13 protein-coding genes and 1 riboswitch are annotated in these 13,655 nt (G+C 66.2%); all 13 genes read right to left on the reverse strand.

Features of this window, described 5'->3' with window-relative positions; translation table 11 throughout:
* Positions 1 to 103 precede the first annotated feature (103 nt).
* The 13 genes from CR152_RS06270 to CR152_RS06330 all read right to left on the reverse strand — a co-directional run bounded on the left by CR152_RS06270 (position 104) and on the right by CR152_RS06330 (position 13,647).
* Complete coding sequence (locus CR152_RS06270) at positions 104 to 1,504, reverse strand: DUF2867 domain-containing protein (RefSeq protein WP_229413297.1); 1,401 nt, start codon at positions 1,502 to 1,504, stop codon at positions 104 to 106.
* Between the two features lie 127 nt (positions 1,505 to 1,631).
* A complete protein-coding gene (locus tag CR152_RS06275; protein WP_099874145.1) occupies positions 1,632 to 3,077 on the reverse strand; it encodes a cobyric acid synthase in 1,446 nt (481 codons plus the stop codon).
* On the reverse strand, positions 3,074 to 3,952 hold the full coding sequence (locus CR152_RS06280) for a cobalamin-binding protein (protein WP_099874146.1): 879 nt from the start codon (positions 3,950 to 3,952) through the stop codon (positions 3,074 to 3,076). The genes CR152_RS06275 and CR152_RS06280 overlap by 4 nt, the downstream gene beginning before the upstream one ends.
* Positions 3,949 to 4,941 (reverse strand): threonine-phosphate decarboxylase CobD, encoded by a 993-nt coding sequence (cobD, locus tag CR152_RS06285; RefSeq protein ID WP_099874147.1) that lies wholly within the window; start codon positions 4,939 to 4,941, stop codon positions 3,949 to 3,951. Before cobD ends, CR152_RS06280 begins: the two co-directional genes overlap by 4 nt.
* The gene (cbiB, locus tag CR152_RS06290; protein ID WP_099874148.1) at positions 4,934 to 5,869 is read right to left on the reverse strand and encodes an adenosylcobinamide-phosphate synthase CbiB; all 936 of its coding nucleotides are present in this window, start codon (positions 5,867 to 5,869) and stop codon (positions 4,934 to 4,936) included. The genes cobD and cbiB overlap by 8 nt, the downstream gene beginning before the upstream one ends.
* Positions 5,863 to 6,420, reverse strand: a complete 558-nt coding sequence (gene cobU / locus CR152_RS06295; protein ID WP_099874149.1) for a bifunctional adenosylcobinamide kinase/adenosylcobinamide-phosphate guanylyltransferase — start codon at positions 6,418 to 6,420, stop codon at positions 5,863 to 5,865. Before cobU ends, cbiB begins: the two co-directional genes overlap by 7 nt.
* Positions 6,417 to 7,721 carry a cobyrinic acid a,c-diamide synthase CobB gene (locus CR152_RS06300; RefSeq protein WP_099874150.1) on the reverse strand — a complete coding sequence of 435 codons (1,305 nt, stop codon included), beginning with the start codon at positions 7,719 to 7,721 and terminating at the stop codon, positions 6,417 to 6,419. The genes cobU and CR152_RS06300 overlap by 4 nt, the downstream gene beginning before the upstream one ends.
* Entirely contained in the window at positions 7,721 to 8,341 is a 621-nt protein-coding gene (gene cobO, locus CR152_RS06305; RefSeq protein WP_099874151.1) for a cob(I)yrinic acid a,c-diamide adenosyltransferase, read from the reverse strand. Before cobO ends, CR152_RS06300 begins: the two co-directional genes overlap by 1 nt.
* Positions 8,338 to 9,114, reverse strand: a complete 777-nt coding sequence (locus CR152_RS06310) for an ABC transporter ATP-binding protein (RefSeq protein WP_441295161.1) — start codon at positions 9,112 to 9,114, stop codon at positions 8,338 to 8,340. The genes cobO and CR152_RS06310 overlap by 4 nt, the downstream gene beginning before the upstream one ends.
* On the reverse strand, positions 9,111 to 10,136 hold the full coding sequence (locus tag CR152_RS06315) for a FecCD family ABC transporter permease (protein ID WP_099874152.1): 1,026 nt from the start codon (positions 10,134 to 10,136) through the stop codon (positions 9,111 to 9,113). Before CR152_RS06315 ends, CR152_RS06310 begins: the two co-directional genes overlap by 4 nt.
* A 7-nt stretch (positions 10,137 to 10,143) precedes the next feature.
* Positions 10,144 to 12,009: a TonB-dependent receptor plug domain-containing protein gene (locus tag CR152_RS06320; RefSeq protein WP_099874153.1), complete on the reverse strand. Its 1,866-nt coding sequence runs from the start codon at positions 12,007 to 12,009 to the stop codon at positions 10,144 to 10,146.
* Between the two features lie 82 nt (positions 12,010 to 12,091).
* Positions 12,092 to 12,313: riboswitch (cobalamin riboswitch) on the reverse strand.
* A complete protein-coding gene (locus tag CR152_RS06325) occupies positions 12,308 to 12,853 on the reverse strand; it encodes a histidine phosphatase family protein (protein WP_099874154.1) in 546 nt (181 codons plus the stop codon). (Overlaps the previous riboswitch by 6 nt.)
* Positions 12,814 to 13,647: an adenosylcobinamide-GDP ribazoletransferase gene (locus CR152_RS06330; protein WP_099874155.1), complete on the reverse strand. Its 834-nt coding sequence runs from the start codon at positions 13,645 to 13,647 to the stop codon at positions 12,814 to 12,816. Before CR152_RS06330 ends, CR152_RS06325 begins: the two co-directional genes overlap by 40 nt.
* Between the last annotated feature and the right edge of the window lie 8 nt (positions 13,648 to 13,655).

Below are 13,655 nucleotides of genomic sequence, written 5' to 3' on the forward strand. Positions count from 1 at the left end.
CTGACCCGCTAACCATACGACGTTACGGAGTGGCTGATATCGACATCGACATCGGGAAAATCAGGTTATTTGCGGCGGCGGCGAGGGGATGCGCCGGAAGTGCTCACCCACCCAATACCGCCGCGCTGCCCAGCGCATCGGCCGGCGCCTGGATCGTCGCATGCGCCACCGCCATGCGCAGCATGGTCGGCGTCACATACGCGCGGTGAGTGCGGTCGATCGCCCACATATAAAAGCGCCCGAACAGGTTCTTGCAGCGCACGCGCGAGCCCAGGCTGAACTCCACCTGGCCGCCCTTGACGATGCGCGCCGCCACGCAGGAGCGAAACGATAGATGCTTGTCGTCCGCGCCCAGCACCACTTGCGCGCGCGTATTATGCTCGTCCGTGCTTTGCTCGAGCACCGGAAAACGGTTCGAGAACAGCCGGCTCTTGTCCGGCGAGAGCAGCGACGACACCGGACAGCCCAGCGACGAGGTCCGCAATCCCATCGGCCGTACCAGCACATTGCGCACGGCCATCATGCGCGTGACGCCGCGCGGCGGATTTTCCATGAAGCCATCGAGCAGGCGGGTCAGCAGCGCCGTCGCATTGCTCTCCTGGAAGCTGGACAGCGGCATGGTCAGGGTAAACGTATCTTCATGATGAAACGGCGTGCCCTCGAATTGCTTCAGCAGCAACGATCCGGCCGGCGTGGCATCCAGCTCGCGCACTTCGCTTCCGTCGCCGTGATGCGACACAAAGCCCTTCGAGCGGCGCCACGCGCCCCATTTGCCGAGAATCGTGCCGACGGTGCCGCGTGCCGTGTAGCACATCGCGCGTTGCAAGGTGCCCGGCGGCGCTTCCAGCGACAGGTCGACAGTGGCAACTTGCCCCTTGGCCATTGCCGCGTCGAGCAAATCGGCCACTTCCGGCGGCAGAAGCGAGGTCAGCGAGGGAATACTGGCTTCGTTCGCCATGACCTGTTGCCGCAGGTCTTCGGACAAGTCGCCGCCGAGCTCGTTGGTGTGGCAGGACAGCGCGAAAAACACCGGATGCGGGCTGTTGCGCGTCAGCGGCGCGAACTGGTGCCAGGTCTCGCCGCCGAAGCGCACGGTGAACATGCAGTCCGGCGGGATATTGATGCATTGAAGCGCGCGCAGGAAACTTTGCGGGTCTTCATCGATCTGCGCCGTGGACGCGCTGGAAAAGCGCAACTGCGCGCCGCCGCTGCCGGAAATTGCCGTGAAAATGCGATGCCCGGCGTGCCGGTGGAAAGGGTGCCCTTTGGGGCCGACAACGAAGGAGTACAGCGAGGTCGGATCGCCTTTATCGAAATTGGTGCCCCCCAGCTTGGCCGATGGCTCGTCAAGCTCGTCGACAAACTCCTGATGTTGCTGTTGTCGCGCCGATACGCTGGCGAACAAATGATTACCCGAGCCATGTACCAGTTGCGCGATCAGTGACACTTCGACCGGCAGCCCGCCCGAGCTGGACAGAATCCGAACCGAAGGAAAGGTTCGCACAACCTTAATCATTGATAACATGGCACTTCCACAGATTAAATTATTGCTCACATTCTACACATGTAGTCTGAGCGTCAACCGCGCAAAGTGCGCTCCGCTGACGTTTTTGCAACAACTGGAAAATGCCTTATTTTATAGCACACAGCGCGTCGTACAAGGGACGCGCGGCTTGCGCAATGCGCTCCAGGCTGGCCTCGCGCAGTTGGTTGGTGTCCACTGTGTTTGTGCTGTCGAGCCCCGCCCAGCGCAGCAGCGCGGCGCAAGCTTGCGGGTGATCGAACATACCGTGCAGGTAGCTGCCCAGGATCCGGTCGTCGCCTGAGCGCGCACCTTCGGCCCGGCCATCGATGTGGAACGCCGGCGTATCGAGTGCAGCGCCACTGGAAACGCCCATGTGAATCTCGTAGCCCGCCACCTCGGCATCGGCAAAGGCGCAGCGGCCCGCCACTTGCGCCAGGCGTTTTTCGGTGGTCAGCTCGGTGCGCATATCGAGCAGGCCGAGACCCTCGGTCATGCCGCTCTCGCCTTCCACGCCGTTCGGATCGGCCACCTCACGCCCCAGCATCTGGAAGCCGCCGCAAATGCCGATGACCTTGCCGCCGTAGCGCAGGTGCTTGTCGATATACGGCCCCCAGCCCTCGTCGAGCAGATAGGCCAGGTCGCCGCGCGTGTTTTTACTACCCGGGATAATCAGCAGGTCGCACGCCGGCTTGGCCTCGTTCTGGCGCACGAACTGCAGGTCCACATCCGGATGCACGCGCAGCGCATCGAAGTCCGTGTGATTGCTCATGCGCGGCAGCGACGGCACGACCACCTTGAAGGCCCCGCGCGAGGCCTGCACCGCCTGCACCGCGTCTTCCGCATCGAGGAACAGCCCTTGCAGATACGGCAGCACCGCCAGCACCGGTTTGCCGGTCTGCTGTTCCAGCCAGTCCAGGCCCGGTTCCAGCAGCGAGATATCGCCGCGAAAGCGGTTGATCACGAAACCGATGGTCCGGTCACGCTCGCTCTGCGACAGGCACGACAGCGTGCCGACAATGTGCGCGAACACGCCCCCGCGGTCGATGTCGGCCACCAGGATCACCGGGCAGTCCACCGCCTCGGCAAAACCCATGTTGGCGATATCGCGGTCGCGCAGGTTGATCTCCGCCGGGCTGCCCGCGCCTTCCACCACGATCGCCTGGTACTGCTGGCGCAGGCGCGCGTACGATTCGAGCACGGCACCCATCGCCACCGTCTTGTACTGATGGTAGTCGCGCGCATTCATCTCGGCGCGCACCTTGCCGTGAATGACCACCTGCGCGCCGATGTTACTCGATGGCTTGAGCAGCACCGGGTTCATGTCCGTGTGCGGCGCCACGCCGGCGGCAATCGCCTGCAGCGCCTGCGCCCGGCCGATCTCGCCGCCGTCGGCCGTCACCGCGCTGTTCAAGGCCATGTTCTGCGGTTTGAACGGCGCCACCGTGACGCCTTCGTTTTTCAGCAGGCGGCACAGGGCCGCCACGACGGTACTCTTGCCCGCGTCCGATGTGGTCCCCTGCACCATCAGGGTGTGATAAGGGAAGCGGCTCATGGCTTGGTACGGCGCTGGCGCACGATGTCGAGTTTTTCGCACAGCAGTTCGGCGCCGGCGACCATGCGCGGACCCGAACGATTAAGCAGGTTGCCGTCAATGCTGAACAGGTTCCCGCGCTTGACCGCCGTCATGGTGGTGTACGGCTTCCAGAGATTCAAACCGACGTCCGTGGGACTGCGTTCGCCGCTGAACAGCGCCTCCGGATCTTCCTCCAGCACAGCCTCCACCGTGACCACCGGCGCGGTGACTTTCAGTTTGCCGAATACGTTCTCGCCGCCGCACAGGAGCATGGCATCGCTCAGGATATGGCCATCGTTGAGCGTGTAGAGTGGCTTGTCCCACACCTGGTAAAACATGCGCACCGGCGCGCGCTTGGCATATTTGAGCTGCAGCGCGCCGAGGCGCTTGCGCAGGTCGGCCGCCGCCGGGGCGGCAACGGCTTCGGTTCCCATCAGCTTTCCGAGGCGTGTCAGGTTGGTGGCGATGTCATCGAGTTTGCGCGGCTCGCTGTGGAACAGGGGAATGCCGAGCGCGCGGATCTGATCGATCTGGCGCGCCGAACTGCCATGCAACCAGACCACGATCAGGTCCGGCTTGAATGCGGCGATGCGTTCCATGTCGATCCCGCTGTTACTGCCCACTTGCGGCAGGCGCTTGGCCGCTTCCGGATAGTCGCTATAGGCGACGGCGGCAATCAGGCGCTCCGCGCCGCCGGCCGCGTACAGCATCTCGGTCACATGCGGCGCCAGTGCAATCACGCGCTGGGCGGGCTTTTGCAAGGTCACCGGCTTGCCATCGTCGTCGTGGACCGTGATGGCTGCGCTGGCATTCAATGCAATCATGCCGGCAAGGGCAGCAAACAATATTTTCATCGTGATCCTCGGTTCCATTCTTCCAGGGCGAGCGCCAGGCGCCACCATCCTTCTTCATCTAACGGCAGGCCAAGGCGGATGCCCCGCGCTGCCTTGGGAAACAGCCGCACCCAGATTCCGCGCTCGGCCATGTGCTGCCAGAATGCTTCCGGCTGCGCCTCCGGCCACCATTGAAACAGGTCGGTGCCGCTCGACGCGATGCCATTCGCAGCGAGCAGCGTTCGCAAGCGAGTGCCTTCGCTGGCAAGCCGCGCGCGCATCGCTTCCTGCCACGCAGCATCGCCCAGCGCCGCCGTTGAAACCTGCTGCGCCGGACCGCTGACCGTCCACGGCCCGAGCAAATCGGCGAGCTGCGACAGCAAGGGCGCATGCGCGCCCACAAAGCCCATGCGCACGCCGGCCAGGCCAAAGAATTTGCCTACCGAGCGCAGTACGATCAAACCGGGACTGTCGCTGTGCGCGGCCACGCTCAGGTGCGGCGCCGTGTCGCCAAAGGCTTCGTCCACCACCAGCCATCCACCGCGCCGGCCCAACTGCGCGGCCCAGTCCAGCAAGCGTTCCGGTGCCACGGTGGCACCGGTTGGATTATTCGGATTACACAGCACCAGTACATCGCAGTCGGGCAGCGCCGCATCAAGCGCGTCGTATTCCACCTCGCGCATGCTGTGCCCATGCCTGGACCAGTGATGCGCGTGTTCGGCGTATGAGGGCGCGGCCACCACCACACGCGATGGCGCCCGTAGCTGGGGCAGCGCCTGGATCGCGGCCTGCGTGCCGGCCACGGCCAGCATGCGCGGCGCACCGTAGAAGGCGCTCGCCGCCCGCACCAGTTCAGGATCAGTCTCCGGAAGGCGGTGCCACGCATTGTCCGCCAGTTGCGGCGCCGGATACCATGTGGGGTTCAGTCCCGTCGACAGGTCCAGCCAGTCAGCCAGTGGACGGTTGAAGCGAATCGACGCCGCGCGCAGATTGCCGCCGTGTTCAAGCATGAAGTGCTCCCGTCAATAGGGCCGCTAGCGCGGCCACGCCAAGCCACAGCAGCGCGGTGGCACGCACCAGCTTCCAGGCGCGCGCGATATCGCCCGCCTGCGCGGCGCGCCCGCGTCCCAGCGGAGGGCGCTGTTCGGCCACGCCGTCATAGGTGGCGCTGCCGCCCAGCGCCAGGCCCAGCGCGCCGGCGCCGCTGGCCATCACAGGGCCCGCGTTCGGGCTTGGCCAGCCCGGCGCCTGCGCGCGCCAGCATTCCCAGGCGGCGCGCCGGTGATCGGCCAGCAGCACATACGAGAGCGCGGTCAGGCGCGCCGGAACGAAATTGAGTGCATCGTCGATGCGCGCCGCCGCCCATCCGAATTGCAGAAACCGGGTGCTCTTGTAGCCCCACATTGCGTCGAGCGTGTTCGCCAGCCGGAACAGCAGTGCGCCGCCGCCGCCGGCCACCACGAACCAGAACAGGGTGCCGAACACCGCATCGTTGCCGTTTTCAAGCAGCGATTCGGCGCTGGCCTTGGCCAGATCGGCTTCGCTGGCGCTGGCGGTATCGCGGCTGACGATGCGCGCCGTCAGCAGGCGCGCCTGCGCCAGGTCGCCGCTTTCCAGCGCCTGCGCTATCGGCAGGTTATGGTCGCGCAGGCTGCGAAAACCCAGGCAGAAGTACAGCAGGACAGCGTGCGCGGCCAGCCCTGTCCCGAAGCACAGCAGCGCGCCCAATGCCGCCAGCGGCAGCACCGCCAGCGCCCACGCCAGCACGCCGCGCGCAAAGCGGCCTTGCCCACGATTGAGCGCGCGCTCGATGCGGTTGGCCAGATTGCCGAAGCCGACCAGCGGATGAAAGCGGCGCGCTTCGCCCAGCAGCAGGTCAAGCAGCACGCCGCCGGCGAGCAGCAGTGCCACCTGCGCCAGCGTCAGCCCACTCAGCATGCCTGGCCTTTCAGCGTGAGCGGCATGCCGGCCACGATGAACAGGGCGCGGTCGCACACCTTGGCGACGGCCTGGTTCAGCCGCCCCGCCTCGTCGGTGAAGCAGCGCGACACGGCGCCGTAAGGAACGATTCCGAGCCCCACTTCGTTCGATACCAGGATCACGTCGCCCGGCGCTTCCGGCAGGGCGGCCAGCAGCGTGTCGCACTGTTCGTAGAAAATGTCCGGCAGGTCGATCACGCCCACTTCCGGGAAGTCCTGGTCGACCGAGAAAATCAGGTTGGTCAGCCACAGGGTCAGGCAGTCGACCAGCACCAGGGTATCCGGCTCGCTGCAGCGCAGGATCGCGTCGCCGAGCAGCAGCGGCTCTTCGATGGTGGTCCAGCTTCCCGGGCGGCTCGACCGGTGGGTTGCGATGCGCTGCGCCATTTCACCATCGCCGGGGCGGGCGGTGGCGATATAGACCACCTCCTTGCCCGATTCGAGCGCCAGTTTTTCGGCGTACGAGCTTTTGCCCGAACGCGCGCCGCCCAGGATCAGCGTGGTCGTCATGCCTCGCTCCTTGAAAACAGGGCCGCCACCGCGGCCGGACAGGATGGAAAGTAGGCGTGGAAGTACGATGCGCTCAAGGACCCGGCGCGGTACACCGCCTCGCCGCTGGCACCGCTCGGATGCTTGACCGTGTGCGCCATTGGTGCGACGCCGGTTTCAAGCTTCGAGTAATGAAAGGTATGCCCGCGCAGCAGGCCGTGCGGCGTCTCAAGCCCTTGCGAACCGAGGCCCGCTATGCGCGCCTGCATCGTCACGCTGCCTTCGAGCAGGCCGGCCATCGGCCACACCTTGCCCGCCTGGTCGGCCAGCGAATCGGCCAGCGCCATCATGCCGCCGCATTCCGCGAGAATCGGCATGCCTGCCGCATACACGGCGCGGATCGATCCGCGCCAGCGCGCGGCAGCGGCCAGCGTCTCGCCGTGCAGCTCCGGATAGCCGCCGGGCAGGTACACCGCATCGGCCTGCGCCGGCACCGCATCGTCGGCCAGCGGCGAAAAGAAGGCGAGGGTGGCGCCCAGCGCGCGCAGGGTGTCCAGGTTGGCCGGGTACAGGAAGGCAAAGGCGGCGTCGCGCGCAATGGCGATGGTACGCCCCGCCAGCAGCGCGGCTGGCGGTTCCACGCGCGCGGTGAGGTCGATGCGCGTGCTGCGCAGTTTCGCCCAGGCGTCGTCGTCGAACTCCAGCTGGTCGGCCAGCAGGTCGAGCAGGCCATCCACATCCTGCACTTCGGACGGCAGCACCAGGCCCAGATGGCGTTCGGGCAGCGTCTTGGTCTGGCGCGGCAGAATGGCGATGAGTGGAATGTCGCGCATCGAAGCGGCGACCATCGCCCCGTGCCCCTTGCTGGCGACGCGGTTGGCGATCACGCCCGCCATCTCCACCGGGCCGTAATCGCGCAGGCCGTGCACCAGCGCGCCGGCGGTTTGCGCCATGGCCGAGGCGTCGATCACCGCCATCACCGGCAGGCCGAACTCGCGCGCCAGGTCGGCCGACGAGGGCGTGCCGTCGTACAGGCCCATGACGCCTTCGATCAGGATCACATCGGCTTCCAGCGCGGCCGCGGCCAGCTGGCTGCGGCATTGTTCGCGCCCGACCATCCACAGGTCGAGCGAGCCGACTTGCGCGCCGCTGGCGCGTTCCAGCAGCATGGGGTCGATGAAATCGGGGCCGCACTTGAAGACGCGCACGCGCTGGCCGCGCCGTACCAATGCGCGCGCCAGGGCGGCCGTCACGGTGGTCTTGCCCTGGCCGGACGATACGGCGGCCACCAGCAGCACGCGCACGTCTGCGTGGTCAGTCATCAGAATTCCGTCCCGGCCTGCGCCGCAATCCCGGCCTTGAATGCATGCTTGACCACCGTCATGTCGGTCACCGTGTCGGCAATCGCAATCAGTTCGTCCGGCGCGCCGCGCCCGGTGATGACCACGTGCTGCATGTCGGGCCGGTCGAGCAGGTCGGCGATGACGGCATGGACGTCCAGGTATTTGTACTTGAGCGCGATATTGAGTTCGTCGAACAGCACCAGGCCGATCGTCGGGTCGGACAGGAAGCCCTTGGCCAGCGCCCAGGCTTCCTCGGCCTTTTCGATGTCGCGCTCGCGGTTCTGGGTGTCCCAGGTGTAGCCTTCGCCCATGGCGTGAAAGCTCACTTCGTCGGGGAAGCGGCGCAGGAATTTTTCTTCGCCGGTCGACATCGCGCCTTTGATGAACTGGACCACCGCCACCTTCATCCCGTGCCCCATCGCGCGCACCACCATGCCGAAGCCGCTCGAACTTTTACCCTTGCCGTTACCGGTATTGACGATGATGATGCCGATTTCCTTCTGCGCCTCGGCGATCTTCTGGTCGATGATGGCCTTCTTGCGTTCCATGCGGACGCGGTGGCGTTCATTCAGTTCGCTGTTTGCGGTGTCGTCGATCATGCGGATTCCTCGGTTGGGATGAAAATACGGCGGGCGCCGTGGGGAAGGACTTCAATCGGGTGGCCCAGGTAGCGGCTCAGGACCGGTGCTTGCATCACCTCGTCGACCGGGCCGGCCAGCCATTCGCCGTCGCCCATCATCAGGAGCGCGTGGCTCGACGCCTGGTGCGCCAGGTTCAGGTCGTGGCCGATCATCACGGCCGTCTTGCCCTGCTCGCGGCACAGCTTTGCCAGCAGGCGCATCACGCTGTGCTGGTGCGCCAGGTCGAGCGCGTTGGCCGGTTCGTCGAGCAGCAGCAGGGGCGTATCCTGCGCCAGCATGGCGGCAATCGCCACGCGTTGGCGTTCGCCGCCGGACAGGGTGCGCACGTCGCGTTCGGCCAGGTCGGCCACTTCCATCGATGCCAGGGCGGCGTGCGCGATGGTGTAGTCGTCACTGCCTTCCCAGTAGCGGTTGGCGTGGTAGGGATGGCGCGCAGCCAGCACGGTTTCGATGGCGCGGTAGGCAAAGGCGTCGCTGCGCGCCTGCGGCAAGAAGGCGCGCTGGCGTGCCAGCTCTTCTAGCGGCCAGTCCTTGAGCGCGCGCCCGCCGATGGCGATGCTGCCGCCATCGGGCTCGCGCAGGCCGGCCAGGGTGCGCATCAGCGTGCTTTTGCCGGCGCCATTGCGGCCGATGATGCACCACGATTCGCCGCTGTGCACTTGCCAGTCGAGGTTTGCCACCAGCGTGCGGCTGCCGGCGGTAAGTAGTAGTTGGCGCGCTTCGATCATCATGAGCGGTTCAGCCGGTGGAGTTGATACAGGAAGACGGGTGCGCCGATCAGCGCGGTGATGACGCCCACCGGCAGCTGCTGCGGCGCGAGCACGGTGCGCGCCAGCGTATCGGCCAGCACCAGGAAGGCGCCGCCGGCCAGCGTGGCTGCGGGGATCAGCAGGCGGTGATCGGGTCCGCAGGCGAAACGGCAGGCATGCGGCACGATCAGGCCGACGAAGCCGATGCTGCCGGCGCTGGTGACGGCGCTGGCGGTCAGCATACCGGAACAGAAAAACAGGCCCTTGCGCAGTGCGCTGACGCGAATCCCAAGGGTGGCGGCGGCTTCCGCGTGCAGCGCCAGGACGTTCAGCGACCGGGCGCTGCGCAGGGCGAAAGCCAGGCCCACGGCGAGCACGATCCACGGCAGCGGGCGCAAAGGAGCGCCGGCTATGTCGCCGATCATCCAGAAAATCATGCTGCGCAAGCGGCTTTCGGGCGCGATCGAGAGCATCAAGGTCACCAGCGCGATGCAGGAGGTGGAGATAATCGCGCCGGTCAGCAGCAGCAGGGACGAGCCGCCTTCGGCCGCCGCATTGCCGCGCAAGTCGCGCCGCGCCAAAAGATACAGCAGCATCGAGACGGCCACCGCGCCCGCGAATGCAGCCAGGTCGACCATCCACATGGCCCACATGAACAGCAGCGCGGCCAGCGCGCCGACCGAGGCGCCGGCCGAGATGCCGAGTACATACGGCTCGGCCAGGGGATTACGCAGCAAGGCTTGCATCATCACGCCGGCCAGCGCGAGCGCGCCGCCTGTCACAAAAGCGACCAGCGCGCGCGACAGGCGCAGGTCGAGCAGGGTGGCGGCCAGGGTCGAGGTATTGCCTTTCGCAAGCGCCATCAGCGCGCCCGGCATCTCCGCCAGCGGGACCGGCACCGAGCCGACCATCCCGGCGACTACCAGGCTTGCCAATGCCAGCAAGGAGAGCGCCGTGATGACGACGCTGGCCCGGTGGCGCATGTTGCGAAAGAACGGATGCATGCGATTCCTATTTGCTGCCGTAGCGGATGCCGGCAAACACCTGGCGGCCGGCGGTGGCGTAAGTGCGCGCCAGTTCATACTGTTTGTCGGCGACGTTGTTCAACCGTAGCACGGCCGACCAGTCGGGCGCAAAGCGATACTCGGCAAACAGGTTCACCAGCCCGTAGCCGGGCAGCGTGTTGCGGTTGGCCAGGTCGTCGAAGCGCTTGCCGGACAGGTGCACGCCCGCGCCGGCAACCAGCGCCCCCGCCGTGTACTCGATGGCGAATTTGGCGTGGCGCTTGGCACGCCGCTGCAGGTTTTTGCCGGTGGTGTCGTCGCGCGGGTCTTGCAGGTCGAGCGAGCCGCTCATGTCGAAGGCGCCCATGCGGGTACGCGCGCCGAGGCTGATGCCCTCCAGGGTGGCGCGGTTGACGTTGTAGGCGCAGCCGTATGGATGCGTATCCTGCTGGACCGGACATATGATGGTGTTGACCAGCAGGTCTTGCAGGCGGTTGCGGTAGTAGACCGCGCTGGCTTCAAGCGTGCCATCGTTGTAATACACGCCGCCTTCGACGTTCTTGCCTTGTTCGGGCTTGTTGGCGTCGACCCCGTAACCGGGGTAATACAGTTCGTTGAACGTCGGTGCGCGAAAGCTGGTGCCGGCGCTGGCGTTCACGCGCAGCGCGCGCGTGAGTTTGTAGCCGTAGCCGACGCCGCCGGTGACCTTGTTGCCGTACTGGGTGCTGTCGTCGCGCCGCGCGCTGGCGCTGGCCAGATGGTTGCCGCGCTTGAGCGAGTAGGCCGCAGCCACGGAATTGGTCGCGCGGCTGGCGTTCAAGGCGCGCGTGGTGTCGGCGAACACGTCTTCCACCCGGCGTTCCAGAACCAGTTGCAGCAGGTCGCTACCCAAAGCGATGTCATTCTGCATGCTGTAGGCGTGCAGGCGCGTGTCGATACGGTTGCTGCTCGCCGCACTGGAGAAGTTGACCGATTTGTCGTCGGCCTCGGATGCCTGCAGGCTCACTTTCCAGTTGCGCGTGATCTCGTGTTTCGAGTACACGGCGATGTTGTCCATGTTCTGCACGCTGCGCACGTCGAAGGGACCCGCGCCCGCATCGTACTGCGACTTGAGGTGGCTGTGCAGGTACAGGAGGCCCGCTTCGTGGCCCTTGGCCAGCACGATGCCCAGCTGGCCGCTGGCGCTGTCGCGCGCATAGCCGTCGTTGTCCTGGTTGTAGGAGAAATTGCCCGGTTTGGTGGCCGAGAAGCCGTCATCCTTATCCTTCGACACACCGAACGCGTAGCTGATGCTGTTCTCGCCTTCGCTGGCGCCGGCCACGCCGAACGCCATCGAGCGCGCCTTGTCGCTGCCCGCTTCAACAGCGGCCGTGACGTTTGGCGCTCCGGCGCCGCGCCGGGTGAAAATCTGCACCACGCCGCCGATGGCGTCGGCGCCGTACATGGTGGCCAGCGGGCCGTAGACGATTTCGATGCGGTCGACGTTCGCCAGCGGCAGGGTGGCCCAGTTGGCGATGCCGATCGTGGACGAGCCAATGCGCACGCCGTCGACCAGTACCACGGTCTGCTTGGCGTCGCCGCCGCGAATGAACACTTGCGATGCGGTACCCGGACCGCCGTTACGCGTGATTTCGATACCGCGCTGCTTTTGCAGCAGTTCGACGACGCTGCTCGCACCGGAACGTGCGATGTCGGTGGCGCTGATCAGCACATGGTCGCTCAGCACCTCGCTGGACGGTTGCGGCGCGCGCGTGGCGGTGATGATGACGGCGGCACCGGCCGTATCGGCGGCGCTGTCGGCGAGGGCACAAGGGGAAGTAAAAGCTAGCGCGAGCGACGTCAGGGCCGCGTGGCGTACAACAGGAAAGGTCATGACAAATCTTCAGTGAATGCGATTGCGAGCAACCGGCCGACGTCCCCGTTGGCCAGATTGAAAAGGAACGCGCAAATCCTGCGCGTTCCCACCTGTCCTGGCCGGTATCCGGGCTGGCAAATGCGGCCGTCTCACCTTCCCATGCCAAATGCACAGTGGTCATACGAGGCGGCTCGTCGCCATGTCAGCGACATTTGCTTACCGTTGCGGGGGCAGCACACGTTGGCCTGTTGCAGGCTTCGTGTTTCCCAGTTTAACTGCGCTCATGGACATGGGCGCGGGCACCAAAACCCGATAATTATACACAGTCGATGATGACGGTCTCGCCGTAGGCGATGGCGTGGGGACGCTGCGCCGCTTCCAGCGCCATGGCCTCGGGACCCAGGCCGCGCGCGCGTGCCGACAGCAGGCGGATGGTGCCGGCGTGGCAGATGACGATGGCGCAGGGTGCCTGCGCGCGCATGCAGTCGGCATAAAACGCGGACACGCGCTGCGCCATGCCGGTCACGCTTTCGCCGCCGCCGGGGCGGTAGCGGGCCATGTCGGCGGCCCAGGCGTCGACGCCGGCACGGTCGATGTCGTCCCAGCGGCGCATTTCCCAGTCGCCGAAATCGAGTTCGGCCAGGCGCGCGTCATACCGCACCGCCGCGCCGCCGATTGACTCAGCCAGCATGGCACAGCGCCGCAACGGGCTGGAAAATACCGGTACGCCGGGGGGAAGGGTGGCGCGCAGGGCGGGCAGGGCCAGCGCCTGCAAATCAGGATCGACAGCGAGGTCGGTGCGCCCGTAGCACACGCCGGATGCTACTTGCGGCGCCAGGTGGCGTACCAGGTACAGGCGCATTCTAAGCCCCAGAGGCCGTGATGGAAAAACGCCAGCAGCGCCAGGTAAATGACCACTTCGGCCACTTGCTGCACGGCGCCCAGGCAGTCGCCGGTATAGCCGCCGATGCGGCGCAGGCACTTGGCGCCCAGCCACCACGCCACCAGCGCGGCCCCGGTCACGCTGGTGAGCAGCGCAAGCCAGGGCACCATGCCGGCCGTGGCCAGCGCCAGTGCAGGCACGCCAGCGCAGGCGCAGGCGATGCCGAATTCACGGTTGCTCATATGCTGGGCCATCGGCTTGGCCTTGCCATCGGCGCGCGCATATTCCATTTCCCAGATCAGGCTCACCGCCGCCAGGCGCGACAAGGGATGGGCGATGAACAGCGCGGCGATAGCGGCGGGTACGGAAAAAAAGGACAGCAGCGCGCATTTGAGCGCCACCGTCAGCCCCATGCCGACCGCGCCGTAGGTGCCGATGCGCGAGTCCTTCATGATCTCCAGCACCCGCTCGGTACTCAAGCCGCCGCCGAAGCCGTCGCACATGTCGGCCAGGCCGTCCTCGTGGAAGGCGCCGGTCAGGTAGATCGCCGCCGCCGTCGACAGCAGCACCGCCACCGGGGCCGGCCATAGCAATGACGCGCCGGCATACACCGCCGCGGCCACCGCCGCCACCACCACGCCGACCAGCGGAAAATAGCGCGACGCATGGTGCAGCCAGGACGGGTCGAATCCGACCCAGCCCGGAATCGGCACGCGGGTGAAGAATTGCAGCGCGATGAAGAACAGCCGGCACTGGTGGACGATGCTGGCCATGGTCTGTA

Source organism: Massilia violaceinigra (genome assembly GCF_002752675.1).
Classification (GTDB): domain Bacteria; phylum Pseudomonadota; class Gammaproteobacteria; order Burkholderiales; family Burkholderiaceae_D; genus Telluria_A; species Telluria_A violaceinigra.

What these genes read in the sequence shown, in the direction of transcription:
- CR152_RS06330 (WP_099874155.1), bottom strand. Translation starts at nt 13,647, where the DNA reads ATGGCCAGCATCGTCCACCAGTGCCGGCTGTTCTTCATCGCGCTGCAA.
- cobO (WP_099874151.1), bottom strand. Translation starts at nt 8,341, where the DNA reads ATGATCGACGACACCGCAAACAGCGAACTGAATGAACGCCACCGCGTC.
- CR152_RS06325 (WP_099874154.1), bottom strand. Translation starts at nt 12,853, where the DNA reads ATGCGCCTGTACCTGGTACGCCACCTGGCGCCGCAAGTAGCATCCGGC.
- CR152_RS06280 (WP_099874146.1), bottom strand. Translation starts at nt 3,952, where the DNA reads ATGAAAATATTGTTTGCTGCCCTTGCCGGCATGATTGCATTGAATGCC.
- CR152_RS06275 (WP_099874145.1), bottom strand. Translation starts at nt 3,077, where the DNA reads ATGAGCCGCTTCCCTTATCACACCCTGATGGTGCAGGGGACCACATCG.
- CR152_RS06315 (WP_099874152.1), bottom strand. Translation starts at nt 10,136, where the DNA reads ATGCATCCGTTCTTTCGCAACATGCGCCACCGGGCCAGCGTCGTCATC.
- CR152_RS06320 (WP_099874153.1), bottom strand. Translation starts at nt 12,009, where the DNA reads ATGACCTTTCCTGTTGTACGCCACGCGGCCCTGACGTCGCTCGCGCTA.
- CR152_RS06310 (WP_441295161.1), bottom strand. Translation starts at nt 9,114, where the DNA reads ATGATGATCGAAGCGCGCCAACTACTACTTACCGCCGGCAGCCGCACG.
- CR152_RS06300 (WP_099874150.1), bottom strand. Translation starts at nt 7,721, where the DNA reads ATGACTGACCACGCAGACGTGCGCGTGCTGCTGGTGGCCGCCGTATCG.
- cobU (WP_099874149.1), bottom strand. Translation starts at nt 6,420, where the DNA reads ATGACGACCACGCTGATCCTGGGCGGCGCGCGTTCGGGCAAAAGCTCG.
- cobD (WP_099874147.1), bottom strand. Translation starts at nt 4,941, where the DNA reads ATGCTTGAACACGGCGGCAATCTGCGCGCGGCGTCGATTCGCTTCAAC.
- cbiB (WP_099874148.1), bottom strand. Translation starts at nt 5,869, where the DNA reads ATGCTGAGTGGGCTGACGCTGGCGCAGGTGGCACTGCTGCTCGCCGGC.